At 67.8% G+C, this 23,532-nt stretch carries 23 protein-coding genes; 12 read left to right on the top strand and 11 right to left on the bottom strand.

Annotation, left to right across the window (positions count from 1 at the left end):
* Positions 1-146 precede the first annotated feature (146 nt).
* On the bottom strand, positions 147-401 hold the full coding sequence (locus ACLJRM_RS04890) for a WhiB family transcriptional regulator (RefSeq protein WP_026466945.1): 255 nt from the start codon (positions 399-401) through the stop codon (positions 147-149).
* Between the two features lie 273 nt (positions 402-674).
* Positions 675-1,601 carry a diacylglycerol/lipid kinase family protein gene (locus tag ACLJRM_RS04885; protein ID WP_410662397.1) on the bottom strand — a complete coding sequence of 309 codons (927 nt, stop codon included), beginning with the start codon at positions 1,599-1,601 and terminating at the stop codon, positions 675-677.
* Positions 1,602-1,844: 243 nt separating this feature from the next.
* On the opposite strand from ACLJRM_RS04885, the gene ACLJRM_RS04880 reads away from it, so the two are divergent.
* On the top strand, positions 1,845-2,348 hold the full coding sequence (locus tag ACLJRM_RS04880; RefSeq protein ID WP_410662396.1) for a hypothetical protein: 504 nt from the start codon (positions 1,845-1,847) through the stop codon (positions 2,346-2,348).
* 51 nt (positions 2,349-2,399) lie between these two features.
* Here the strand turns inward: ACLJRM_RS04880 and ACLJRM_RS04875 are convergent, their stop codons facing one another.
* Together ACLJRM_RS04875 and ACLJRM_RS04870 are read right to left on the bottom strand one after the other, a co-directional pair.
* Positions 2,400-2,882 (bottom strand): GNAT family N-acetyltransferase, encoded by a 483-nt coding sequence (locus tag ACLJRM_RS04875; protein ID WP_101610402.1) that lies wholly within the window; start codon positions 2,880-2,882, stop codon positions 2,400-2,402.
* 1 nt (position 2,883) lies between these two features.
* Entirely contained in the window at positions 2,884-3,477 is a 594-nt protein-coding gene (locus ACLJRM_RS04870; protein WP_410662395.1) for an acid phosphatase, read from the bottom strand.
* 63 nt (positions 3,478-3,540) lie between these two features.
* On the opposite strand from ACLJRM_RS04870, the gene ACLJRM_RS04865 reads away from it, so the two are divergent.
* Positions 3,541-4,011, top strand: coding sequence for a hotdog fold domain-containing protein (locus ACLJRM_RS04865; RefSeq protein ID WP_101610400.1), 471 nt, complete (start codon positions 3,541-3,543; stop codon positions 4,009-4,011).
* 84 nt (positions 4,012-4,095) lie between these two features.
* Here ACLJRM_RS04865 and ACLJRM_RS04860 read toward each other — a convergent pair whose 3' ends face one another.
* Entirely contained in the window at positions 4,096-4,773 is a 678-nt protein-coding gene (locus tag ACLJRM_RS04860; protein WP_410662394.1) for a hypothetical protein, read from the bottom strand.
* 168 nt (positions 4,774-4,941) lie between these two features.
* On the opposite strand from ACLJRM_RS04860, the gene ACLJRM_RS04855 reads away from it, so the two are divergent.
* Positions 4,942-6,549, top strand: coding sequence for a GMC oxidoreductase (locus ACLJRM_RS04855; RefSeq protein ID WP_410662393.1), 1,608 nt, complete (start codon positions 4,942-4,944; stop codon positions 6,547-6,549).
* Between the two features lies 1 nt (position 6,550).
* On the opposite strand, the gene rfbC is transcribed toward ACLJRM_RS04855, so the two are convergent.
* Positions 6,551-7,156, bottom strand: a complete 606-nt coding sequence (gene rfbC, locus ACLJRM_RS04850; RefSeq protein WP_410662392.1) for a dTDP-4-dehydrorhamnose 3,5-epimerase — start codon at positions 7,154-7,156, stop codon at positions 6,551-6,553.
* Positions 7,157-7,533: 377 nt separating this feature from the next.
* Here rfbC and ACLJRM_RS04845 point away from each other — a divergent pair, with 377 nt between their 5' ends.
* Positions 7,534-8,709, top strand: coding sequence for an NADP-dependent malic enzyme (locus tag ACLJRM_RS04845; RefSeq protein WP_410662391.1), 1,176 nt, complete (start codon positions 7,534-7,536; stop codon positions 8,707-8,709).
* Between the two features lie 96 nt (positions 8,710-8,805).
* Here ACLJRM_RS04845 and ACLJRM_RS04840 read toward each other — a convergent pair whose 3' ends face one another.
* Entirely contained in the window at positions 8,806-9,546 is a 741-nt protein-coding gene (locus tag ACLJRM_RS04840; RefSeq protein WP_410662390.1) for a DUF4190 domain-containing protein, read from the bottom strand.
* A gap of 51 nt (positions 9,547-9,597) precedes the next feature.
* Entirely contained in the window at positions 9,598-11,001 is a 1,404-nt protein-coding gene (locus ACLJRM_RS04835) for a bis-aminopropyl spermidine synthase family protein (protein WP_410662389.1), read from the bottom strand.
* Positions 11,002-11,103: 102 nt separating this feature from the next.
* On the opposite strand from ACLJRM_RS04835, the gene ACLJRM_RS04830 reads away from it, so the two are divergent.
* From ACLJRM_RS04830 to ACLJRM_RS04815, 4 genes are read left to right on the top strand one after another with little or no spacing between them, the layout of a single operon-like run.
* Positions 11,104-12,192, top strand: coding sequence for an ABC transporter ATP-binding protein (locus tag ACLJRM_RS04830; protein ID WP_410662388.1), 1,089 nt, complete (start codon positions 11,104-11,106; stop codon positions 12,190-12,192).
* Positions 12,192-12,875 (top strand): ABC transporter permease, encoded by a 684-nt coding sequence (locus tag ACLJRM_RS04825; protein ID WP_101610392.1) that lies wholly within the window; start codon positions 12,192-12,194, stop codon positions 12,873-12,875. Before ACLJRM_RS04830 ends, ACLJRM_RS04825 begins: the two co-directional genes overlap by 1 nt.
* Positions 12,872-13,561, top strand: a complete 690-nt coding sequence (locus ACLJRM_RS04820) for an ABC transporter permease (RefSeq protein ID WP_101610391.1) — start codon at positions 12,872-12,874, stop codon at positions 13,559-13,561. The genes ACLJRM_RS04825 and ACLJRM_RS04820 overlap by 4 nt, the downstream gene beginning before the upstream one ends.
* The gene (locus tag ACLJRM_RS04815) at positions 13,558-14,457 is read left to right on the top strand and encodes an ABC transporter substrate-binding protein (RefSeq protein ID WP_101610390.1); all 900 of its coding nucleotides are present in this window, start codon (positions 13,558-13,560) and stop codon (positions 14,455-14,457) included. Before ACLJRM_RS04820 ends, ACLJRM_RS04815 begins: the two co-directional genes overlap by 4 nt.
* Before the next feature lie 75 nt (positions 14,458-14,532).
* Here ACLJRM_RS04815 and ACLJRM_RS04810 read toward each other — a convergent pair whose 3' ends face one another.
* Positions 14,533-15,048 carry a GNAT family N-acetyltransferase gene (locus ACLJRM_RS04810; protein WP_101610389.1) on the bottom strand — a complete coding sequence of 172 codons (516 nt, stop codon included), beginning with the start codon at positions 15,046-15,048 and terminating at the stop codon, positions 14,533-14,535.
* A 392-nt stretch (positions 15,049-15,440) separates the two neighbouring features.
* On the opposite strand from ACLJRM_RS04810, the gene ACLJRM_RS04805 reads away from it, so the two are divergent.
* The gene (locus ACLJRM_RS04805; protein ID WP_101610388.1) at positions 15,441-17,006 is read left to right on the top strand and encodes a S8 family peptidase; all 1,566 of its coding nucleotides are present in this window, start codon (positions 15,441-15,443) and stop codon (positions 17,004-17,006) included.
* 132 nt (positions 17,007-17,138) lie between these two features.
* Complete coding sequence (locus tag ACLJRM_RS04800; RefSeq protein ID WP_410662387.1) at positions 17,139-17,876, top strand: hypothetical protein; 738 nt, start codon at positions 17,139-17,141, stop codon at positions 17,874-17,876.
* A gap of 78 nt (positions 17,877-17,954) precedes the next feature.
* Here the strand turns inward: ACLJRM_RS04800 and ACLJRM_RS04795 are convergent, their stop codons facing one another.
* Positions 17,955-21,683 carry a multifunctional oxoglutarate decarboxylase/oxoglutarate dehydrogenase thiamine pyrophosphate-binding subunit/dihydrolipoyllysine-residue succinyltransferase subunit gene (locus ACLJRM_RS04795; RefSeq protein WP_410662386.1) on the bottom strand — a complete coding sequence of 1,243 codons (3,729 nt, stop codon included), beginning with the start codon at positions 21,681-21,683 and terminating at the stop codon, positions 17,955-17,957.
* Between the two features lie 373 nt (positions 21,684-22,056).
* On the opposite strand from ACLJRM_RS04795, the gene ACLJRM_RS04790 reads away from it, so the two are divergent.
* Positions 22,057-22,323 (top strand): hypothetical protein, encoded by a 267-nt coding sequence (locus ACLJRM_RS04790; RefSeq protein ID WP_101610384.1) that lies wholly within the window; start codon positions 22,057-22,059, stop codon positions 22,321-22,323.
* Here ACLJRM_RS04790 and ACLJRM_RS04785 read toward each other — a convergent pair.
* A complete protein-coding gene (locus ACLJRM_RS04785; RefSeq protein ID WP_410662385.1) occupies positions 22,320-22,889 on the bottom strand; it encodes a DUF4291 domain-containing protein in 570 nt (189 codons plus the stop codon). The genes ACLJRM_RS04790 and ACLJRM_RS04785 overlap by 4 nt on opposite strands.
* Before the next feature lie 61 nt (positions 22,890-22,950).
* On the opposite strand from ACLJRM_RS04785, the gene ACLJRM_RS04780 reads away from it, so the two are divergent.
* Positions 22,951-23,268, top strand: coding sequence for a hypothetical protein (locus ACLJRM_RS04780; protein WP_410662384.1), 318 nt, complete (start codon positions 22,951-22,953; stop codon positions 23,266-23,268).
* The last annotated feature ends 264 nt before the right edge of the window (positions 23,269-23,532 follow it).

Raw genomic sequence — 23,532 nt, 5'->3', positions numbered from 1 at the left:
TGTTGGCCTCGCTTGTTAAGCTCAAGTCGGGTAGGTGTCACCTCGCAACGCAGGGCCATACAGCCACTGCGCCGCGGGATTCCCGAAGCTTGGGGTGCTACTCGATTTTGGTTACTTCGATGAAGCGTGCTGAGTCTTCTTAAAACTCAGGCAGAGGTACGCGTGCCGATGTGCGTACGACGGCGCTTCAGGGCCCGTCGCTCGTCCTCGCTCATCCCGCCCCAGACGCCTGCGTCCTGCCCGCTGGCCAAAGCCCAGGCCAGGCAGTCGGAAGCGACGGTGCAGCGGTGGCACACGGATTTCGCCTGAGTTACCTGCGACAGAGCAGGACCGCTGGTTCCCACCGGGAAGAACAGCTCGGGGTCCTCGTCTCGGCAGGCCGCGTCATGGCGCCAGTCCATGTTTCTGAGCTCCTTCATAACGGCGCGGTACTCCGCGCCATAGTCGTCATGGCGGTCGTTTTTTTGGGTGCTTGTGAATGCTTTCACGAAGCACCCGTTTCGACAAGGGTTTTCTGAAGATCGGTGAGTCAGCTCACCCGGCCGAGCGACGCTTCTGACCTGCGGTTTCGTTCCGAAACGGCCCTCCGAAGGGAAGGCCGATGCGGTGAGCGGAGGTTCTGCGTCGATGAGCGGCAGGTTGCACTTTGCCGCAGGCGATCAGTGGTCCGGTGCTCAGACGGTTACTGTCAGTGCACCCGGAACGCTGAAGAACTCCACTCGCTTCCGCTGGCCGACGAGGTCGCCGTCCACCTGGAAGTTTACCGGTTCAGCAGCGTCGATGCGGATCATCGGCAGGTCATCGTGACGAAGGAGACGTCGTCCACGTTGGTCGCTCTTCGTGAGCAATGCCTGCCGTACATGCTTGAACACGGTGGGCAATCGCAGACCGCTCAACGCGAAAAGGCCCAATCCGGTGTCGAATGAGCTGCCCGGGTTCAGGTGGACGGGACGGTCCCCCAGGTAACTCCATGGATCGGTGTTCGACACGAAAGCGGTCAGCACTTCGGTGGGCTCTTCACCCGGGATCCGGACCGTGAGGGCCGGACGGCCGAGCGGAGGCCGCAGATGGGACGCCACCGCGGCCCTCAGGTAGAGCCCCGCCGTGGTCTGTTTGCCCCGTCGCTTGGCCACACGGCCGACGACGTCGGCGTCCCAGCCCATTCCGGCGTTGAAGGTGAACCAGTGGCCGTCCGCGAGTCCCAGTCCGACTTTGCGGCTTCGGTCGTTCTCGATGGCGTTGAGGAGCTGGTGCGTCGCCTCCACCGGATCGTGCGCGATCCCCAGCGCGCGGGCGAAGACGTTCGCCGAACCACCCGGCACGACCCCGAGCATGGGGACGTCGCCGATGTCGCCCGGAGCGCCGTCGGAATCCGCGAGCAGACCATTGACCACTTCATTGACCGTGCCGTCGCCTCCGTGGGCGACCACCAGGTCGATCCCGTCACGGGCGGCGGACCGCGCCACGGCCATCGCGTGGCCGCGGTAGCCGGTTTCCACCACGTCGAGTTTGACCTGGCTGGCCAGTGCGTGCGCCAGCACGTCACGGCCACCGGCGGTGGTCGAGGTGGCCTGGGGATTCACGACGAGGATGGCACGCACTTCCGCAGGGTAGGTGACGTCCGCCCGAAGAGGGGAGCGTCAGGTGACGCGAAGCTCAGTGCTCCGGGCATCACGAAACACCCGGAGCAGGCCCCTGCTCGTCGTGACAAGTGCACCCGGGCCGACCGCCCGCTCATCGACGACGCCTTCATTTTTTCCGGTCGGCGGCCGGACGAAAACGGCCGACCGGGTGGCATACGATCGAAAGTGCTCACGTACGGTGACCCGCCCTGGTGGAGCGCCGTGTCCGAAAGCCTGGAAGGCTGTTTCGCCGTGTCCATCGCCGACAAGTTCTCGCCCGCGCCCCGTGAAGTCCGCCTCGCCGGCGTCGTCACCGCGCTGCCGGGGCTCGCCCTGATCGTGTTCGCGGTCCTGCTCCTGGTCAACGGCCAGGCCGGACCGGAGAACCTGCTTGCCGAGGTCGCCTATTACCTCGTCCTCGCCGCCGGAACACTGGCCTGCGCGGCCGGACTGGTGCTGGGGAAGACCTGGGCGAGGTCGCCCGGGGTGGTCGTCGCGCTGATCCTGGTCGGCGTCGGCTGGTACGGCGCGGGGCCGTCCGGGCAGCCGCTGTGGGGTGTGCCGCTGGGCCTGATCGGCGTCGCCGTCATCGTGCTGCTGTTCCGCCGCCCGTCGCGGGCGTGGGCGCTCGGGCTGCGGGAGGGCGAGACCGAGGAAGAAGCCGCCGAACGCGACGGCGCCGCGGGACGTGCGGCGCGTCGCGAACGCGAGGAGCGGGACTCCTGATCGAGGGGTGAGTCGAAGGTGGCGTGGTCGTAGCCTGGCCCTGGCCAGGAACTAGGCCTGGGCGGCGAGCGCCTTCAGCGGCTCGTCGGTGAGCCGGTCCACGGTCCACTCGTCCATCGGCACCGCGCCGAGTGACTTGTAGAACCCCTGAGCCGGGTTCCAGTTCAGCACCGACCATTCGAGGCGGGCGTAACCGCGCTCGACACAGACCGCCGCGAGCGTGGCCAGCAGTGCCTTGCCGAGGCCGGAGCCGCGCTGCTCGGGGCGGACGTAGAGGTCCTCGAGGTAGATACCGTGCACGCCGCGCCACGTGGAGAAGTTCAGGAACCACAGCGCGTAGCCGACGATCTCGCCGTCGACCTCGGCGACGTGCCCGAACAGGCCCGGAGCCTCGCCGAACAGCGCGACGCGCAGCTGCTCGGGCGTGAGGTGGCATTCGTCCGGCGCTCGTTCGAACTCGGCGAGGTCGTAGACCAGCCGGACCACGGCGTCGATGTCTTCTTCGCGGATCCGTCGGATGCGGTCGTCGCCCATTTCAGTCCTCGGTGGTGGGGAGCAGGTTGAGGTGTTCGATCTGGGGCTCGCCGCGTTCGTCGCCGAGCACCGCGACGCCGGCCGGGTCGAGTCCGAAGTGGACGCCCGCCGTCGAAGGCAGCCCGACCCAGCGCGCGACCAGGACACGGCTGAAGTGCCCGTGGCCGACCAGGATCACGTCACCCTTGCCGAGCGGCTCGCGGACACGGTCGATCAGCTTGTCCGCGCGGGCGTTGACGTCTTCCGCGCTTTCGCCGCCGGGGATCGGATGCGACCAGACCGTCCAGCCGGGAACGGTTTCGCGGATCGCCGGGGTGGTGATGCCCTCGTAGTCGCCGTAATCCCATTCCGACAGCTCTTCGGTGACCTCGTCGACGCGCAGGCCTGCCAGCTCGGCCGTCCGCAGCGCGCGGGTGCGGGGACTGGAAAGGACGAGGGCGGGGCTGCCGCCGAGCACCGCGCGCAGGGTGCTGCCCGCCGCGCGGGCCTGCCCTTCGCCCGCGGCCGTGAGCGGGATGTCGGTGCGCCCGGTGTGCCGTCCGTTGACGGACCACTCGGTCTGACCGTGCCGGAGAAGGAAGAGCCGATTAGCCACGGTTGCGAATATAGCCTGCGGTCCGGTTATGCTACTGGTGAGTAACATGATGAGGAGACCGTGATGGCGCAGAATCCGACCTACGCGATGTGGAACCGGCTGGCCGGGAAGCCGGTCGGCAAACAGCTGTTCTCGGCGGCGATGTGCCTGCGTGTGCCGTACTTCCGGACGGTGCTCCCGTCGGTGCGCGAACTGCGGCCCGGCCGGTGCGAGGTGACGTCCCCGAAGTGGTGGGGTGTTTACAACCACATCAAGACCTTTCACGCGATCGCGGCGTGCAACCTCGCCGAGATCGCCATGGGCATGCTCGCCGAGGCGACCGTCCCGACGACGCATCGCTGGCTGCCCAAGGGGATGACGGTCTCCTACGTGGCGAAGGCCGAGACCGGCCTGCGGGCCGTCGCCGAACTGCCCGAGCTGCCGGAATTCGGCGACGAGGGATTCGAGCTCCCGGTGCCGGTGACGATCACGGACACGAACGGCAAGCCCGTCGTGACCGCGACCATCACCATCTGGGTGACCAAGAAGAAGTAGGCGCCCACCTCGCTCCGCGTTTCGTCCTCTGGTTGCGGTCCTTGCGCGTGCAATTACCGGGACCAGAGGACTGATCGCGGGAGATCAGAGGGGCTTGAACTGGACGTAGGTCACCTGCTTGAAGGTGTTCGACCCGCTCGGCGACGGCAGGCCGAGCAAGTGGTCGGCTACTTGCGTCAAGGGTCCGCAGCCGGTCGTGCGCGGAAGGGCGAGCTGGGTGTCTACGACGCCGAACTTCACCGTCTGCGGGTTCTTCGAGATCACCTCGAAGGGCACCGCGGGATCGTCCTTGACCACCGAGTGGAGCGGCGCGTCGAGCGTGCCGATCGTGCATCCCTTGGGCAGCAACGGATGCCGCAGGGCCGCGGACAGGTCCAGTTCGCCGCGGCGTTCGTCGTTCGAGAGGAAGTCCGAGTAGCCGCCGTACTTCAGCTGCATACTCGCCCCGAAAGCGCCGCTGATCCGTGCGGGAGCGTGACGCAGTTCGCCGAACACCTGCGCGAACTTCCCGCCCACCTTGCCTTCGGAGAACGTCAGCCGCATCTCCCCGAGCGGGATCTCCCGGTCGCCGATGGTCAGGACTCCTTGGGAGACAAAGGCTTCGCAGCGCCAGGTGCCGGGGTCGGCGTTGGCGGGCGGGGCGGGGCAGGCGGAGAAGTCGAACTCGGGCAAGGGGGACGACGCCGCGGAGGCGTGGCCGGGCAGGACGACGAGGGCGGCGGCGGAGAGTGCGGCCGCGGCCGCGGCGAGAAGGCGTCTCATGACTCGAAAGAGTGGTCCGTCGCGGTCTGGGTCACATCGGGGAAGACCCCCAGGGGATCCCGGAAATCACCACGTTCGAGTGAAACTTAACGGTGTTTACCCAGCTGACGCGAATCCATTTCGGATTCGGTCTTGAAGGCGCCGCGAGCAGCGGGTGATCATCGGCCCATGTCCCCATTGTCGCGCCGCAGGTTCCTCGGGTTCACCGCACTCAACTCCGCCGCCGCTCTCGGGCTCACCACGATTTCCACCGCGCGGGCCGAAGAAACGGCCCCGGGCTTCTCGACGGCCGTGGTCGTCGGCACCGGCTACGGCGCCGCGGTCACCGCGCTGCGCCTCGGCGAAGCCGGGATTCCCACCGTCATGCTCGAGATGGGCAAACTGTGGAACGAGCCCGGTCCCGGCGGCAACGTCTTCTGCGACATGCTCAAGCCGGACAGGCGGGCCATGTGGTTCAAGGACCGCACGCAGGCGCCGCTCGCGTCGTTCCTTTGGCTGGACCTGGCCAACCGGGACATCAAGCGGTACCCCGGTGTCCTCGACAGGGTGAATCACGGTGACATGTCCGTGTACGTCGGACGAGGCGTCGGCGGCGGTTCGCTGGTCAACGGCGCGATGGCCGTGACGCCGAAGCGGTCGTACTTCGAGGAGATCCTGCCCGCCGTCGACGCGGACGAGATGTACGGGACCTACTTCCCCCGGGCCAACCAGGAGCTCGGGGTGAACCACATCGACCAGGACTGGTTCGAAACCTGTCGTTCCTACCGCTACGCGCGGGTTTCCCGGAAAGCGGCGGCGCGGGCGGGGCTCAAGACGGTGTTCGTGCCCAGCGTCTACGACTTCGAGTACATGAAGCGGGAGGAAGCGGGCACGGTGCCACGGTCGGCGCTCGCCTCGGAAGTCATCTACGGCAACAACCACGGCAAGCGTTCCCTCGACAAGACCTACCTCGCGGCCGCGCTGGGCACCGGGAAGGTGACCATCAAGACGCTGCACCAGGTCCGCGGGATCACCCGGCAGACCGACGGCACGTACGTCCTCACCGTGCACGAAACGTCCGAGGACGGCGCGGTCGTGGCGAGGAAACAACTCGGCGCGAAGTACCTCTTCCTCGGCGCCGGCAGCCTCGGTTCGACGGAATTGCTCGTGCGGGCAAGGGAAACCGGGACGCTGCCCGACCTGAACGACGAGGTCGGCCGCGGCTGGGGCACCAACGGCAACGTGATGCTGGGCCGCGCCAACCACGCGTGGGACCTCGGCGGCTCGCTGCAGTCGGGGATGCCCGCGCTCGGCATCGACGCGTGGGACGACCCGGTGAACCCGGTCTTCGCCGAGGTCGCGCCGGTCCCCGCCGGGATCGAGACGTGGCTGAGCCTGTACCTGGCGATCACGAAGAACCCCGAACGCGGCCACTTCACCTACGACGCCGCCAGCGACTCCGCGCGACTCCGGTGGAACGCCGCGCAGGGGCAGCCGTCGATCGACGCGGCGAAGTCCTTGTTCGACAAGATCAACCGGGCGAACCGCACGGTCTACCGGAGCGATCTGTTCGGGGACACGCGGTCGTTCGAGAACCGGTTCACCTATCACCCGCTGGGCGGGCTGGTGCTGGGCAAGGCCACCGACCTGTACGGCCGGGTGAAGGGCTATCGGAACCTCTACGTGACCGACGGGTCGCTGATCCCGGGCAGCACCGGGGTGAACCCCTTCGTGACGATCACCGCGCTGGCGGAGCGGAACGTGGATCGGGTGCTGCGGGAGGACCTGTCGCGCTGACTCAGCCCTCGGCCCGCAGCTTTTCGTAGTACGCGACGCATTCGTCGTACTTCGGCAGCAACCCCTGCTCCAAGGCTTCCTTCAGATAGGGCGCCGAGGTGTCCTTTTCGGACACCACCGGCTCGACATCCTGCGGCCACGGCAGCGCGAGATCGGCGTCCATCGGGTTGACACCGTGTTCGCCGGCCGGGTTGTACGGCTCGGAACAGAGGTAGGCCATCACCGTTTTGTCTTCGAGCGCCATGAAAGCGTGACCGAGGCCTTCGGCGATGTAGACCGCTTTGTACTCGGCGCTGTCGAGCAGCACGGACGTCCATTCGCCGAAGGTGGGCGAGCCGACGCGGAGGTCGACGATGATGTCCAGCAGCGAACCGCTCGGGCAGTACACGTATTTCGCCTGCCCGGGCGGGGTGTCCGCGAAGTGCAGGCCGCGGACGGCGCCGCGCCGGGAAACGCTGGTGTTGGTCTGTGCCAGGCGAAGCCGATGTCCGACCGCTTCGGCGAACGCCTCCTCCTGGAACGGCGCCACGAACAGACCGCGGTGATCGGGGAATACGCGAGGGGTGAATTCGAAACAGTCGGGGATGCTGAGGCGCCTGGCTTGCATGGCCTCAATGCTAACGAGCCATTCCCAAGCCGGACGGACGTCTTGGGAAACCTCTCCTGAGCTGCGGAAAGCCGGGCCTCTTTGTGACATCAACCGCACCAGAGGGGCACACTGGTCCGTATGCCTGTCACAATGATCTGACCGCTGCGTCCGCGGCCGTCGCCACACCCACGGCACCGATGGCCGAATGGACGCTTCGCCGACAGGCCGGCGCTACCGCGCTGGGCTGCCGTGTCGGAGGACGAGTTACCCCAGGTGGCTGGGCCATGCCCTGTTCGGCCTGCTCACCGGCCAGTTCCCCCGCTCGCAGTCCCAGGAGAAACCCGATGACCTTCGCTCGAATCGAGACTTCGCCGTCCTTAGACACGGCGGAAGCAATGACGGGAACCACGATGACCACGCCAGTGACCGACGCCGAGATCTTCGAAGGACACGAGGGCGGCAAGCTCTCCGTGGCCGCGACGCGCCCGATCTCCTCGCCCCGCGACCTTTCGGTCGCGTACACGCCCGGTGTGGCGAAGGTGAGCCTGGCCATCGCCGAGGACGCGGCCAAGGCGAAGCGGTACACGTGGGCGGACAGGCTGGTCGTGGTGGTCAGCGACGGTACGGCGGTGCTCGGCCTCGGTGACATCGGCGCGAGCGCGTCGCTGCCGGTCATGGAGGGCAAGTCGGTCCTGTTCAAGACCTTCGGCGGCCTCGACTCCATCCCGCTGGTGCTCGACACCACCGACGTCGACGAGATCATCGAGACCCTGGTCCGGCTGCGCCCGTCGTTCGGCGCGGTGAACCTGGAAGACATCTCGGCGCCGCGCTGCTTCGAACTGGAGGACCGCCTCAAGGAGGCCCTCGACTGCCCGGTCATGCACGACGACCAGCACGGCACGGCGATCGTCACGCTGGCCGCGCTGCGCGGGGCGAACCAGGTCCTCGGCAAGGACATCTCCGGCCAGCGCGTGGTCGTCTCGGGAGCGGGTGCGGCGGGTGTGGCCTGCGCCAGGATCCTGCAGAACGCCGGCGTCGCGGACGTCACCGTGCTCGACTCGCGCGGCATCATCCACGAAGGCCGTGAGGGCCTGAACCCGATCAAGCAGAAGCTGGCCGAAACGACGAACACGAGCGGCCTGCGCGGCGGCCTCGGTGAGGCGCTGAAGGGCGCCGACGTCTTCCTGGGCCTGTCCGGGGCGACCATCGACGAGACCCTGCTGGCCGGCATGTCCGACGACGCGATCGTGTTCGCGCTGTCGAACCCGGACCCGGAGGTCCACCCGGTGGCGGCGTCGCGGTACGCCAAGATCGTGGCGACCGGGCGCAGCGACTTCCCGAACCAGATCAACAACGTGCTGGCGTTCCCCGGCGTCTTCCGCGGCGCGCTGGACTCCGGCGCGCGGGCGATCACCGAGAACATGAAGCTGGCCGCGGCCGACGCGATCTTCTCCGTCGCGCAGGACGACCTCGGGCCGGACCGCATCGTCCCGAGCCCGCTGGACCCGCGCGTCGCGCCCGAGGTGGCCGCCGCGGTCGCGAAGGCCGCCGAGGCCGACGGCGTGGTGTGACGGTCCCTTTCACGCTTTCTCAAGTGCTATGAAAGGCCCGTTACTTGCAAATTTTGCAAGTAACGGGCCTTTCATAGCGTCCGGGGGTTGCGCGTCTCAGCCGGTCGGCAGGGCCAGATCGGCGCCGGAGGCGAGTACGGAGCCGGTCAGCAGTGAGCCGGGCGAGTAGATCGTGCAGTGCACGGTGCGCACGCCGTGCTCCCAGCCGACGCGATCGGGTCCCGCGTAGCTCAGGTAGGCGTCGACTCCGGCCGCGTCGAGCCGCGGGCGGTCCACGTTCTTGGCCATGATCCGGTCGCACCGGGGCAAGGCCTCCGCTTTCAGTTTCTCGTTACCGGGCCACGGACCGTCCGGCGCGATGAAGGCCCCGATCGTCTCGGTGCTGTGCGCGCCACCGCACGTGGTGAGTTCGACACTGGTGTAGGTGGCGTTGACCTCGGGCTGCTCGAAGCATTCGCCCGGCTTCAAGGTGCACACAGTGGCGTAGCCGGGCGAAGGGGTCGCGCAGCCCGCGCTCGGTGGGTTCGCGGTGTAGCGGTCCGGGTCCGCCATGGTGTTCCCGAGCAGGGCGACCCAGCCGACGGTCCAGACCCCGGCGGCCGCGAGGCCACCGATCGCCAGACCGCGGCCCGGCCGCTTCCCCGGACCGGTCTGGGCGAGCGCGACGATGCCCAGGATGATCGCGGGCAGCAACGTCAGCGGCAGGCAGCCGGTCAGTCCCAGCACGAGCGCGGCTATCGCCAGGCCGCTGGTCGTGGGTCGCGGCGGAGGGTAGGGGGACCCGTACGGCGGGGCGGGCACGACACCAGTCAGCGGCAGGCCGCGCGGTTCGTTCATGGGGCCGAACCTAGGTACGGCTCGATGAAGTTCCGATGACAGCCGGGAGCGTCAGGCGAGCAGTTCCGCCAGGCGGTGCCGTGGCAGGTCGATCAGCCGCGCGTCCGTCAGCTCCGGCGGCAGGTCCAGCGACACGTTCGCCAGCCGCGCGTGCGCCCGGGTCAGCAGGTCTTCCTGGTGCTCGACGGCGTCCGCGACGACGATGGCGTGCCGGTTGTCCGGGGTGCTCCGCAGCAGCCGCAGCTTGTACTTCGCCCCGACCAGCCGGTTGAGCGCGCCCTGCGCCTCCGCGTTCGTCAGGTCGGGATGCGAGTTCGGGACCAGCAGCGCCAGCCGCCGCGCGTTGGTGCCGAGCAGGGTCCGCAGCAGCCACGGGCCGGGGTCGGCCGAGAGGTCCATCGCGACCGCGTCGCCTTCCGGTCCGGAAACGGACCAGTCGACCGGCCGCGACTCCAGCGCCAGCCCGCCTTCGGTGGCGATTTCGTGCAGCTTGTCCAGCAGCGACGGCTTGGCCGCGCCCGCGGACTCCACCGACTGCGGTCCGTGCGTGTAGATCGCGGCCTTCCCCTTGCCGCCGCGGTTCTTCTTCGACTTCGCGGTCGGCTGGCAGACGTAGAGGTCCGCCGCGCTCCCGATCGCCTGCGCGCCGAAGTACCGGTTGAAGCCCGGCAGGATCGCTTCGAAGGTCAGCCCGAGCGTCGCGAGCGCCCGCTGCACCTGTGCGCCCAGGGCGGGGTGGCGGGGACTGTAGCCGTAAGCGAGCAGCAAACGCCCGTCCGAGGGTTCGCTGAGCGCCTGGACCCCACGCGCCGCGAAAAGGCCCATTCCTTCGGGGGTGTAAGGCGGATCACTGAACACGAGATCCATCCGCCCGGTCACCGACGGTGGCAGGCCGACGCGCAGATCCGTGTGCAGGGTGCGGATGGATCGCTCGCTGAGCTCGTCGATGTAGGCCAGCACACGATCGTCGAGATCGACGACGGTGAGGTCCGCGTCGGGCCGCAGCGCGCGGACGGCCAGTGAAGTGAGGTCGTGGTCGCCGAGGAACAGCAGCTTCGCGGTGTCGAGGTCGTAGCGCTCGTCCAGCCACAGCGCGCGGTTCAGCACGGTCTCCGGAGTCGCCTGCACGTGGTCGAGCGCGGCCAGCGGAGCCGGGACGTTCTCGACGTAGCTGGTGATGGTCTTCAGCAGGTCGGGATCGGTTTTCCGGTCCTGTGCCCCGAAGCGCGCGTACTTCTCGCGGGCGGCGGGGGCGAGCCGGAGGCGGGACTCGTTCCGCTCGAGGTCGTCGCCGAGCGCGTTCAGGACGTCTTCGACACTCCGGCGCGGCGCGGTGCTGATCCGGATCAGCTCGCCTAGGTCACGCCAATCCGTCCGGAGCAGGGAAATCACCTGATGGAGCGGTCGCACGTGGACACCGTGCGCCGCGAGGACGTCATCGACGGAAGGACTCACGGCCTGCAGCCTAGGCCGTGTCCTGTGAACCGGCTCCTGGGACACCGTGCCAACAGGGCCGATCTGGGCTACGGTTTTTCGACCAGACATGGGGAGAGACACGTGACTATCGAGTTCCGTGGCGTGACCAAGCGGTATCCGGACGGGACGGTCGCTGTCGACGACCTGAACCTCACCGTGGAGGACGGCACCATCACCGTCTTCGTCGGGCCGTCCGGTTGCGGCAAGACCACGTCGCTCCGGATGATCAACCGCATGGTCGAGCCGACCTCCGGCGCCGTGCTGCTCGACGGCAAGGACGTCAGCGACGGCGACCCGGCGCTGCTGCGCCGCGGCATCGGCTACGTCATCCAGCACGCCGGCCTCTTTCCACACAGGACAGTCCTGGACAACGTCGCCACCGTGCCGCTGCTGACCGGCTGGGACAAGGCCAAGGCGCGCAAGCGGGCGGCCGAGCTGCTCGAAACCGTCGGCCTGCCCGCGGAACTCGGCAAGCGGTACCCCGCCCAGCTTTCCGGCGGCCAGCAGCAGCGGGTCGGCGTCGCCAGGGCGCTCGCGGCGGATTCGCCGGTGCTGCTGATGGACGAGCCGTTCTCCGCCGTCGACCCGATCGTCCGCGAGGAACTGCAGGACGAGCTGCTGCGCCTGCAGTCGCAGCTGGGCAAGACGATCGTGTTCGTCACCCACGACATCGACGAGGCCGTGCGGCTCGGCGACAAGATCGCCGTGCTCCGGGTCGGTGGTGTGCTCGCGCAGTACGGCACGCCGTCGGACGTGCTGCGGCATCCCGTCGACGACTTCGTCGCGTCGTTCGTGGGCAAGGACCGCGGCTATCGCGGCCTTTCCTTCCTTTCCGCGGAAGGCATCGTCGTCGAAGAGGTCAAGCGGGTCGAGGTCGGCAAGCCGGTCTCCGGGCCGTCCGACGAGTGGCTGGTCGCGGTCAACGCCGACGGGCAGCCGCGCGGCTGGCTGCGCCCCGGGTCCACTGTGGACGGAGAGCTCGCCGAGACCGATCTCGCCGCGGGCGGTTCGCTGTACGTGCAGGGTTCGCCGATCCGCGGCGCGCTCGACGCGGCGCTTTCGTCGCCCGCGAGCCTCGGTGTCGTGGTCGACGCCGAAAACAAGGTCCTCGGCGTGGTCAGAGCCAAGCAAGTCCTCGACGTGATCGAAGCGCTGCCACTGGGTTCCTGATGGGGGACTTCTTCGCGGAACTCGGCCGCTACCTCGCGAGCGCCAACAACCGCTCGCAGTTCTTCGGCGACCTGCTCGACCACGTCTACCTGTCGCTGATCCCGCTGGTGCTGGGGCTGGTGATCGCGGTACTGGCCGGCTGGCTCGGCCATCGGTTCGCCGCCGCGCGTTCCGTGCTGCTGGTCGTGTCGAACCTGCTGTACACGATCCCTTCGCTCGCGTTGTTCGTGGTGATCCCGGGCATCATCGGCTCGAAGATCCTCGACAGCGTCAACGTCATCGTCGCGCTCACCGTCTACACCGCCGCCCTGCTGGTGCGCCCGGTGCTCGACGCGCTCGACGCCGTCCCACCGCATGTGGTCGCCGCGGCCACGGCGATCGGCTACAAACCCGCGCGCCGGTTCCTCAGCGTGGAACTGCCGCTTTCGGTGCCGGTGCTCGCGGCGGGCGTCCGGGTGGCCTCGGTCAGCAACATCAGCCTGGTCAGCGTCGGCGCGCTGATCGGCACCGGCGGGCTCGGCGTGCTGTTCACCGACGGCTTCCAGCGTGAGTACTTCTCGCCGATCGTCGTCGGGATCGTCGCGACACTGCTGCTCGCGCTGATCGTCGATCTGGTGCTGGTCCAGCTCCGCAATCTCCTCACACCCTGGGACCGGGTGGCGACCACGGCGGGGGCGAAATGATCGGCGACGTTCTGAACTGGTTCGGCGACCCTGCCCACTGGCAGGGCGCGGAGGGCATTCTCAACCGGCTGTTGCAGCATCTCGGCTACACCTTGCTGGCACTGGTCTTCGCGCTGATCATCGCGATCCCGCTCGGGCTCTACGTCGGGCACACCGGCCGCGGCGCGGTGCTGCTGGTGAGCGGCGGCAACGCGATCCGCGCACTGCCGACGCTGGGGCTGGTGACCTTCCTGTTCCTGCTCTTCACCGAAAGCGAGATCTCGACGATCATCGGGCTCGTGGTGCTCGCCATCCCGCCGATCCTCGCCGGGACCTACGCGGGCCTGCAGGCGACCGATCACGGCGTCGTCGACGCGGCGCAGGGCATCGGAATGACCGGCTGGCAACGGTTGTGGAAGGTCGAGGTGCCCATCTCGCTGCCGCTGGTGCTCGGCGGGGTGCGGAACTCGGTGCTGCAACTGGTGGCGACGGCCGCCGTCGCGGCCTACGTCGGGCTCGGCGGACTCGGCCGGTTCCTCCTCGACGGACTGGCCATTTTGGACTATCCCCAGGTGGTCGCGGGCGCGATCCTGACGACCTTGCTCGCCGTGCTGCTGGATCTCGTCCTGGCGGGTGTCCAGCGAGCGCTGGTGCCCAAGGGAGTCCGGCTGGCGCAGGCCGCGAGCGGGAAGAAGGCGAAGGTATGAAGCGGACGGTGACGGCGCTGTTCGCCGGGATCGCGCTGCTGGCGGCGGGCTGTGGCAATCCGCTCGCCGGCGGCGCCGAAGGCGGTACGACCGGTGACATCATCATCGGCGCGTCCGACGTCGGGGAAAGTCTTCTGCTGGCCCAGATCTACGCGGGCGCGCTGCGCAACGCGGGTGCGGAGAACGTGACCGTGCGCCCGCCGGTCGGCAGCCGCGAGGTCGTCGTCAAGGCACTGCAGGACAAGTCGCTTTCGGTGGTGCCGGACTACAGCGGGAACCTGTTGCGCTACTTCGACAAGGAGACGCAGGCGACCACCCCGCAGGAGGTCTACGCGCAGTTGAAGCAGAAGGTGCCGTCCGGGTTCGAGGTGCTCGACCAGGCGCCCGCCGAGGACAAGGACCTTCTGGTGGTGCGCAAGGAACTCGCCGATTCCGGGATCAAGACCTTCTCCGATCTCGGCAAGCGGTGCAAGGAACTCGTCTTCGGTGGTCCCGGCCAGTGGAGCAGCCGGTGGAAGGACAAGATCAAGGCGCTCTACGGCTGCGAGTTCGCCGAGATCCGCACGACCGACACCGGCGGCCCGGTCACGGTCGCCGCGCTGAAGTCCGGCGACATCCAGGTCGCGGACCTGTTCAGCACGTCGTCGACGATCGCCGCGAACGGGTTCGTCCCGCTGGTGGACGACAAGAACATGTTCCCCGCGCAGAACATCGTCCCTCTTGTCGCGAAGGGGACGCTGTCGCCGAAGGAGGTCGAAGCGCTGAACCGGGTTTCGGCGGTGCTCACGACCGATCAGCTGACCGAATTGAACGTCCAGTTCAGCGAGGAGAAGCGCAACCCGCTCGACGTCGCCGAGGAGTTCCTGCGCCGGAACAACCTCCTCGCGCCCTCCTGACTGCCGCGTTTCGTCCTCTAGTTGCGGTAGTCGCGCGTGCAAGTACCGCAACTAGAGGACGAAACGCGGGAAGGGCTAGAGGCGGTCGAACGCGGGCGAGTAGCGGAACTCGCCCCGGAGCCCGGGGGTGTACGCGCGAAGGGTGCGGACCTGGAAGTGCGGCGCCCATTCCGCGACCGGTGGCGTGATCCCGTGCTGTCCGGCGAGGACGAAGCCGAAGCGGGAGTAATAGTTCGGGTCGCCGAGCAGGACCACCGCGCCGTAGCCGAGCGCGTCCGCCGCGCCGAGCACCGCGTGCACGAGCGCGGAGCCGATGCCGGAGGCGTGGTACTCGGGCAGGACGCCGAGCGGGCCGAGGCCGACCGTCGACTTCTCGTCGGAGCCGAGGCGGGACGGGCTGCAGCAGACGTGTCCGACGACCTTCCCGTCGCGTTCGGCCACGATGGACAGTGCGCCGATCAGATCGCCGTCCTCCCTGAGTTCGTCGACGAGTTTCGCCTCGACCACCGGGACACTGTGTTTCGCGAACGCGGCCAGGTGGACGGCGTGGATCGCCTCGCTGTCGGCCGGGATTTCCTGTCGGAGCTGCATGGGCCCGAGTGTGCTCCATCCGAAGGTAGGATGGAAATCGATTTCCGCCCGGCGAGGTCGCGACTTTAGTAGGCGGCCATCCGTGTGTACTTTCACTCCGCTGAAACGTCCGGTGGGCGGGAAAGCGACCACAAGGTGTGCGGATTCCCCATTCTTCGTGGGCCGTACGGGCGCAAAACGCGACTAAAGGCGGGGGCTGAACGGTGCCCGACCTGCGCCGGAAGTCCGCCCATTACTACCGAGATGTCCGTAATGCAAGGTCTTCCTTGGGGTGAATCCGCGATTTAGTCTCAGCCTGCGCTCCTAGTGGAACGCGCTTCACCTCTGATTCACCCCCAACGATCCGGCGGGATTTTCATGCCCGTGGGTCGACCCTGCCTGGGAGGAATATCTTGAACAATTCCCTGGGAACCTTGAAAAGACGCCTGCCTGTCTTCGGTGTCACTGCGGCCGTCGCCGTGCTCACGGCGCTCGGCGGTACCACCGCCGCGTCGGCGGCCGAGGGTTCGATCGTCAACGCGGGTAGCGCCAAGGCGATCAAGGACAGCTACATCGTCGTGCTGAAGGACGGCTCCTCGGTCGAAGCCGCGGCCAAGAACCTGACGAACCGTCACGGCGGAACGGTCGAGAAGACCTTCGCGTCGTCGGTCCGCGGTTTTTCCGGCGCGCTGACCGAAAAGCAGGCGAAGCGTGTCGCCGCCGACCCCGCGGTGGCCTACGTGGAGCAGAACCAGACCGTCTCGATCTCGGCGGACCAGCTGAACCCGCCCTCGTGGGGCCTGGACCGGGTCGACCAGCAAAGCCTTCCGCTGGACCAGAAGTACAGCTACAGCACCACCGCGTCGAACGTCACCGCGTACGTCGTCGACACCGGCATCCTCACCACGCACCCCGACTTCGGCGGACGCGCGACCCACGGTCGTGACACCGTCGACAACGACAACGACGCCACGGACTGCCAGGGCCACGGCACCCACGTCGCGGGCACCATCGGCGGCACCGCACACGGTCTGGCCAAGGGCGTCAAGCTCGTCGCCGTCCGCGTGCTGAACTGCTCCGGTTCCGGGACGACCGCCGGTGTCATCGCCGGTGTCGACTGGGTCACCGCGAACGCCGTCAAGCCCGCCGTCGCGAACATGAGCCTCGGCGGTGGCGCTTCGGCGACCCTCGACCAGGCCGTCCAGCGGTCGATCGCGGCGGGCGTCACCTACGGTGTCGCGGCCGGTAACGACTACGGCGCCAACGCGTGCAACACCTCCCCGGCCCGCACGCCCGAGGCGATCACCGTCGGCTCGACCACGAACACCGACGCCAAGTCCGACTTCTCCAACATCGGCACCTGCCTCGACATCTTCGCGCCGGGCAGCGGCATCACGTCGACGTGGCTGAACAACGGCACCAACACCATCAGCGGCACCTCGATGGCGACCCCGCACGTCGTCGGCGCGGCCGCGCTGTACGCCTCGGCCAACCCGACCGCCACGCCCGCCCAGGTCCGTGACGCGCTCGTCAACGCCGGCACCAAGGGCAAGGTGACCAGCCCGGGCACCGGTTCGCCGAACGTGCTGCTCTACACCGGTACCGGCGGTGGCCCCGGCCCCGAGCCCACGCCCTGTGGCACGCAGACCAGCAGCGGCGCCGTCGCCATCCCCGACGCCGGTGCCGCGGTGACCAGCACGGTCACCGTCGCGAACTGCGCCCGCAACGCCTCGGCCACCACCAAGGTCGCGGTGAACATCACGCACACCTACGTCGGTGACCTGGTCATCGACCTGGTCGCGCCGGACGGCACCTCGTACCGCCTGAAGGGTTCGAGCAACGACTCGTCCGACAACATCAACACCACGTACACCGTCAACGCCGCGGCCGAGGCCGCGAACGGCGCCTGGAAGCTGAAGGTGCAGGACGTGTACCGGGTCGACACCGGCACGCTCAATAGCTGGTCGCTGACCCTCTGATCCACCCCTGGAGTACGTGAAGGCCCCCTTCCTCCTGCTGGGAAGGGGGCCTTCCCGTCTCCGGAGGGTGATTCGGCGCCCAGTTGCGGCGTTCGTCCACTAAGGACCTTCATGAGGCTTTAATCTCTGCGCATGCAGCCCGGACCGCCCTATCAGCAGGGGCCACAGCAGCCGTATCAGCAGGGTTACCCGCAGCAGGGATATCCCGGATACCCGCAGCCCGGGTACGGACCGCCCCCGCCCAAGAAGTCCAACACCGGCCTCATCGTCGGGATCGCCGTCGGCGCGGTGGTGCTGCTCGGCGGTGGCGGGGTCGCGGCCTTCCTGCTGCTCTCCGGCGACTCCGGTTCGTCTTCGTCCGCGGCGCCGACTTCGTCCAAGAAGACCGGGCCGCCGGACAAGTACACCTCGATGCCCGGATGCCAGAAGATCGGCGACAGGGTGAGGAACCTGCCCCCGCTCGAACCGCCGAAGGGCGAGGAACCGGCGAGCACGTCGGCCCAGGACATCGTCTACACGGCGTCTTCGTGTTCCTGGCGTGAATACGGTGCTCCGTCGGCTTTAGTGACGATGTACCTGTCGAAGTCGAAGGAGCCGGGCACGGGCGCCGGTGAGGCATGGGCCAAGGCGGGGTACGACAACGCCATGGACGACGGCGGGGAAGTGATCCCCAGCATGGCGAACGCGACCAAGGCCGGTTACAACGAGATCCGGTCCGACGGGCAGTGCTCGATCAAGTTCTATCAAGGGAACGTCGAAGCACAGATCATCGTGAGTGGCGCCGAGCCCAGCAAACCGATCGACCAGAAGCTGTGCAAGGAGAACGCGCTGAAGGTCGCGAAGGCGACCTCCGAGGCGATCGGCAGCTGAAGGACGCTTTCCCCGCGTAAGACGCAGCGAAGGGGCCCTTCACCGCATGAGATGCGGTGAAGGGCCCCTTCACTCGAATCAGTCGAAGGCCCGCGCGATGAGCGCCTTCTGCTCGACCTCGTGCACCTTGGACGAACCGGCCGACGGCGCGGCCATCGGACGGCGCGACACGACGTCCAGGCTGGAGAACACCTCCGGGAGCTTCCGCGGCAGGTTCAGGCCGAAGAACGGCCACGCACCCTGGTTCTCCGGCTCCTCCTGGACCCAGACCGCGGGAGCGCCGTTGTAGCGCTCGAGCGCCGCCAGCAGCTTCTTCTTCGGCAGCGGGTAGTACTGCTCGACGCGCACGATCGCGATGTCGTTCGCCTCGCGCTTGGTCCGCTCCGCCACCAGCTCCCAGTACAGCTTGCCCGAGGTCAGCAGGACCTTGCGCACCTTCGCCGGGTCGACGACGGCGTCGTCGATGACCGACATGAACTTCGTCTGGCCGGTGAAGTCCTCGACCTGCGAGGTCGCGGCCTTGTTGCGCAGCATCGACTTGGGGGTGAAGACCACCAGCGGCCGGTTGACTCCGTCGAGGGCGTGACGGCGGAGGAGGTGGAAGTAGTTCGCCGGGGTGGACGGGACCGAGACGGTCATCGAGCCTTCGGCGCACAGCGAGAGGAAACGCTCGATGCGGCCGGAGGTGTGGTCCGGTCCCTGGCCCTCGTGGCCGTGCGGCAGCAGCAGCACGACGTCGGAGAGCTGGCCCCACTTGGCCTCGCCGGAGGAGATGTACTCGTCGATGACGGTCTGCGCGCCGTTGACGAAGTCACCGAACTGCGCTTCCCACATGACCAGCGCTTCGGAGTTGGCCACGGAGTAGCCGTATTCGAAGCCGACCGCCGCGTACTCGGACAGCGCCGAGTCGTAGATCATGACGCGGCCCTGGCCGTCGGCCAGGCTGGCCAGCGGCGAGTACTCCTGGCCGTTCTTGCGGTCGATCAGCACCGAGTGGCGCTGGGTGAAGGTGCCGCGGCGGGAGTCCTGGCCGGACAGCCGCACCAGGCGGCCTTCCATGGCCAGCGAACCGAAGGCGAGCAGCTCACCGAAGGCCCAGTCGATGCCGCCTTCGCGGGACATCTTGTGACGGCGCTCCATGACCGGCTTGACCCGCGGGTGCGGGGTGAAGCCCTCGGGGACGTTGAGGAACGCGTCGCCGATGTGCTCGATGACCTCGCTGGTGGTCGCGGTGGGCACCTTGGCCGGGACCTGCTGCTCCTCCTCGACCGAGGGGCTGGCCTTCGCCACGTGCTTCTCGAGCTCGCGGACCTCGTTGAACACGTGCTCCAGCTGGCTGGAGAAGTCGCGCAACGCGGCCTCGGCCTCTTCGACGGAGATGTCGCCGCGGCCGATCAGCGATTCGGTGTAGGTCTTCCGGACCGAACGCTTCGTGTCGATGATGTCGTACATCGCCGGCTGGGTCATCGAAGGGTCGTCGCCCTCGTTGTGCCCGCGGCGGCGGTAGCAGATCAGGTCGATCACGACGTCCTTGTGGAACGCCTGGCGGTATTCGACGGCCAGCTTGGCCACCCAGTGCGCGGCTTCGGGGTCGTCACCGTTCACGTGGAAGATCGGCGAACCGATCATCTTCGCGACGTCGGTGGCGTACTCGCTCGAACGCGAGTGCTCGGGCGCGGTGGTGAAGCCGACCTGGTTGTTGACGATGACGTGCACGGTGCCGCCGGTGCGGTAGCCGCGCAGCAGCGCCAGGTTCAGCGTCTCGGCCACGACACCCTGGCCCGCGAAGGCCGCGTCGCCGTGCATGAGGACCGGGAGGACGGTGAAGCCCTCGCCACCCTTGTCGAGGATGTCCTGCTTCGCGCGGACGATGCCCTCGAGGACCGGGTCGACGGTCTCCAGGTGCGACGGGTTCGCGGTCAGCGACACCCTGGTCTCGCCGTCGCCGAACATGCGGAAGTACTTGCCCTCGGCGCCGAGGTGGTACTTCACGTCACCGGAGCCGTGCGCCTGGCCCGGGTCGAGGTTGCCCTCGAACTCCTGGAAGATCTGCGCGATCGGCTTGCCGACGATGTTGGCGAGCACGTTCAGGCGGCCGCGGTGCGGCATGCCGATGACGACCTCGTCGAGCTCGTGCTCGGCGGCCTTGTCCAGCAGCGTGTCGAGCAGCGGGATCGCCGTCTCGCCGCCTTCGAGGGAGAAGCGCTTCTGGCCGACGTACTTGGTCTGCAGGAAGGTCTCGAACGCCTCGGCGGCGTTGAGCTTCGAGAGCACGTACTTCTGGACCGCGGGGTCCGGCTTCTCGTGCGGGACCTCGACGCGGTCCTGGATCCAGCGGCGCTCCTCGGGGTCGAGGATGTGCGTGTACTCGATGCCGACGGTGCGGCAGTAGGAGTTGCGCAGGACGCCGAGGATGTCGCGCAGCTTCATCCGCTCCTGGCCGGCGAAACCGCCGACCGGGAACTCGCGGTCCAGGTCCCACAGGGTCAGGCCGTGGGAGAGGACGTCGAGGTCGGCGTGGCTGCGCTGCCGGTAGTTCAGCGGGTCGGTGTCGGCCATCAGGTGACCGCGCATGCGGAAGGCGTCGATCAGCTCGATCACGCGCGCGGTCTTGTCGACCGGGCCGTCCGGGATGTCGGCGACCCAGCGGATCGGCTCGTACGGCAGGCGCAGGCTGGTGAAGACGTCGTCGTAGAAGCCGTCTTCGCCGAGCAGCAGCTCGTGGATGCGCTTGAGGAACTCGCCGGACTCCGCGCCCTGGATGATGCGGTGGTCGTAGGTCGAGGTCAGCGTCATGATCTTGGACACGCCGAGGTCGACCAGGGCCTTCTCGCTGGTGCCCTCGAAGTGCGCCGGGTACTGCATGGCGCCGACGCCGATGATCGCGCCCTGGCCCGCCTGCAGCCGCGGCACCGAGTGGTTGGTGCCGATGCCGCCGGGGTTGGTCAGCGAGATCGTGGTGCCGGCGAAGTCGTCGGCCGTCAGCTTGCCGTTGCGGGCCTTCTTGACGATCTCCTCGTAGGCCTGCCAGAACTGCATGAAGGTCATGTTCTCGGTGGCCTTGATGGAGGCCACGACGAGCGTGCGGGAGCCTTCCTTGCCCTTCATGTCGATCGCGAGACCGAAGTTCACGTGCTCCGGCGTGATCGCGAACGGCTTCCCGTCGATCAGCTGGTAGTGCCGGTTCAGGTTCGGGAAGTTCTTCAGCGCACGGACCATCGCGTAACCGATGAGGTGCGTGAAGGAGATCTTGCCGCCGCGCGTGCGCTTGAGGTGGTTGTTGATGACGATGCGGTTGTCCGCCATCAGCTTCGCCGGGACGGCGCGCACACTCGTCGCCGTCGGCACGGACAGCGAGGCGTCCATGTTCTTCGCGATGGCCGCCGCGGCGCCGCGGAGCTGCTTCGACTCCGGCTCGGCGTCCTTCTCGGCGGGCTTGGCGGGCGCCTTCGCGGCGGCCTTGGGAGCCGCGGCCTTCGGAGCGGGCTTCGCGGCCGGCTTCGCCTCGGTCTTCGGAGCCGTCTTCGCCGGGGCGGTCTGCTTCGCGGTGGACTCGGCGTTGCGGACCGTCTGCGGCGACGGCGCGGAGGCCTGGCCGTTGGTGCCCGAGCCGTCCTTGGCGGTCTCCGCGGAGGTCTGACGGACGTCGTCAGCCTTCGTCTGCGCGGCCTGCGTTGGCTTGAAGTCCGCGAAGAAGTCGTGCCAGGCGGCATCGACTGAGGTGGGGTCGGCGAGGAACTGGTCGTACATTTCCTCGACAACCCACTCGTTGGGGCCGAATTGTGACGCAGGGCTGCTGCTGGACACGGCTTGGACTCGCCTCTATCCGTCTCGAGATCTTGAACACCGCTGATGCGCCTACCAGGCTAACCCCCTCGGTGGCGGTCGTGTGATGGAACTGGCCTGTGTGAGGCGTGGCGCACTAGGCGATGGGTCACTGTCTCGATCAAGAGATCGAAACCGAAGCACTCGGCCGACCGGGTCGCGGCCGTTCGGGGGAGCGGGGGACCTTTGGTGTCGCTTCACCGTCTGTGCAGGTCAGGTCACTGTTTGGTCGGTAAAGGTTGGTGAGGTAGTCGTGCCGGGACAGCCTGGAGTTCACGTCGGCGGGTTTTGCTGGGCGGAGGATGCGGCCGGTGTCGTGCCGGCCGCCGATCGCCCACGAGGGTGGTGGCAGGCGATGTGGCTGGACGAGTGTCCGTCGTTCTGGGACGAGGGACGTGTGCGCCCGTTGGTCACCGAGTCCGGCAAGGTCGTGCTGATGTGCGACTCGTGCTCCGCGGTGTGGCCGACGCTCTCCGACTTCAAGGAGATGGAGCACGTCGAACCCGACGAGCCGGACTGGGCGGTGACGGCCGGGGTGCACGTCCGGCCCGGGACCTTCCGGTGGGCCTCGGAACGGGACCTGGAGGTCGCCGGGATGAGCGGCCTCGCCTGGCACGCCTAGGCGGGGTACGGGCGCTCCGCCGGTAGCAGCGCTTCGGCGTCGTCGATGCGATTCGCCGCGACGAGGGCGCCGATCTCGCGCATGGTCGAGGTGACGTCGGTGACCGCGGTGATCCATTTGTCGACATAGCGATCGACGGCCTCGCCGCTCAACCCCATCTGGAGCGAACGGTGCTTCAGCGGGCCGAGGCGGATGCCGCGTTCCGGGTCCCACTGGACGCGGACCGGGCTGGCCTTGACCTCGCGCTGCCAGGTCTCCCGATCGGGATGGACGTCCCGGTCGTAGTGGCTGAGCGCCGCGTGCCCGAGCGCCCAGGCGAAGCCCTCGCGAGTGAGGTCGAGGGCGAGCACGCGTTCCTGGCCGGGCTTGGCCGCCCAGCCGCAGCGGTACGCCATCCACAGGAAGGACGGCTTGATCCAGGTCATCCGTTCGCGTTTGAACGGCGGCACGAAGGTGCCCGCCTCGAGGGCGGCGTCCGCGATGGCCGGTGAATACGCCTGATAGACGCGGATCGTGGTTTCGGTGTGGACGGCGCGGATCTGCCGCGCCGGGATTTCTTCGTTCATTTGCCGTGATGGTGACAGACGTCGTTGTTCGCGCGCGACCGAAATTCCCTTGCCGTCGGGGATGCGTGCGGCATTGCTGCGCAAGGGGTCGCGACGGATCGTGGTCGACGAGACCGCCTATCGGTGGAACATCCGGCGGAAGCCGACTTTTTCGCAAGAAGACGGTTGTTTCCTGTCGTACGCGGTGGAACTCGAAGACGCCCGGGGTGCGGTGCTGCTGGTCCGGACGGATCACGGGCACCCGTCGAACTACCTGGGAGTGCCGTCGAAAGCGGTGCTGCCTTCGGATGTCGAACGGGCCATTCGGCTGGCGCTGGAGCGTGGGTGGGAACCGGGGGCTCCCGGGGCGCAGTTCCAGCTGGATCTGGCTGCCGCGTAAGGCTCGTGAGTGGTAAGGACGAAGGTGGCGCGGTGCGCTCGATCCACCGGGCCGGTCGCAACTCCACTCAGTTGTCTTGAAGGCCACCTTTGAGACGGTCACCGTCTCAAGGTGGCCTTCAAGACAACGGGGCCACTCCGCAACCGACGCGCTCCGATGCTCACGCGGCCACTCCACGATTGGGAGCACTGGCCACTCATCCGTTCGGTCGGGTAGCTCGTGAGTGGTAAGGACGGTTAGAACCGTCCTTACCACTCACGAGAA

This window comes from Amycolatopsis sp. lyj-84, from assembly GCF_046549075.1.
Lineage (GTDB): Bacteria > Actinomycetota > Actinomycetes > Mycobacteriales > Pseudonocardiaceae > Amycolatopsis.
Note: the sequence above shows the minus strand (reverse complement) of the source record. Positions and strands in the feature narration are given on the sequence as shown.

Excerpts from the sequence above, each read along its gene's own strand:
- ACLJRM_RS04890 (WP_026466945.1), bottom strand. The coding sequence starts at position 401 with ATGGACTGGCGCCATGACGCGGCCTGCCGAGACGAGGACCCCGAGCTG.
- ACLJRM_RS04875 (WP_101610402.1), bottom strand. The coding sequence starts at position 2,882 with ATGGGCGACGACCGCATCCGACGGATCCGCGAAGAAGACATCGACGCC.
- ACLJRM_RS04865 (WP_101610400.1), top strand. The coding sequence starts at position 3,541 with ATGGCGCAGAATCCGACCTACGCGATGTGGAACCGGCTGGCCGGGAAG.
- ACLJRM_RS04860 (WP_410662394.1), bottom strand. The coding sequence starts at position 4,773 with ATGAGACGCCTTCTCGCCGCGGCCGCGGCCGCACTCTCCGCCGCCGCC.
- ACLJRM_RS04855 (WP_410662393.1), top strand. The coding sequence starts at position 4,942 with ATGTCCCCATTGTCGCGCCGCAGGTTCCTCGGGTTCACCGCACTCAAC.
- rfbC (WP_410662392.1), bottom strand. The coding sequence starts at position 7,156 with ATGCAAGCCAGGCGCCTCAGCATCCCCGACTGTTTCGAATTCACCCCT.
- ACLJRM_RS04845 (WP_410662391.1), top strand. The coding sequence starts at position 7,534 with ATGACGGGAACCACGATGACCACGCCAGTGACCGACGCCGAGATCTTC.
- ACLJRM_RS04840 (WP_410662390.1), bottom strand. The coding sequence starts at position 9,546 with ATGAACGAACCGCGCGGCCTGCCGCTGACTGGTGTCGTGCCCGCCCCG.
- ACLJRM_RS04825 (WP_101610392.1), top strand. The coding sequence starts at position 12,192 with ATGGGGGACTTCTTCGCGGAACTCGGCCGCTACCTCGCGAGCGCCAAC.
- ACLJRM_RS04820 (WP_101610391.1), top strand. The coding sequence starts at position 12,872 with ATGATCGGCGACGTTCTGAACTGGTTCGGCGACCCTGCCCACTGGCAG.
- ACLJRM_RS04815 (WP_101610390.1), top strand. The coding sequence starts at position 13,558 with ATGAAGCGGACGGTGACGGCGCTGTTCGCCGGGATCGCGCTGCTGGCG.
- ACLJRM_RS04810 (WP_101610389.1), bottom strand. The coding sequence starts at position 15,048 with ATGCAGCTCCGACAGGAAATCCCGGCCGACAGCGAGGCGATCCACGCC.
- ACLJRM_RS04800 (WP_410662387.1), top strand. The coding sequence starts at position 17,139 with ATGCAGCCCGGACCGCCCTATCAGCAGGGGCCACAGCAGCCGTATCAG.
- ACLJRM_RS04790 (WP_101610384.1), top strand. The coding sequence starts at position 22,057 with ATGTGGCTGGACGAGTGTCCGTCGTTCTGGGACGAGGGACGTGTGCGC.
- ACLJRM_RS04785 (WP_410662385.1), bottom strand. The coding sequence starts at position 22,889 with ATGAACGAAGAAATCCCGGCGCGGCAGATCCGCGCCGTCCACACCGAA.
- ACLJRM_RS04780 (WP_410662384.1), top strand. The coding sequence starts at position 22,951 with ATGCGTGCGGCATTGCTGCGCAAGGGGTCGCGACGGATCGTGGTCGAC.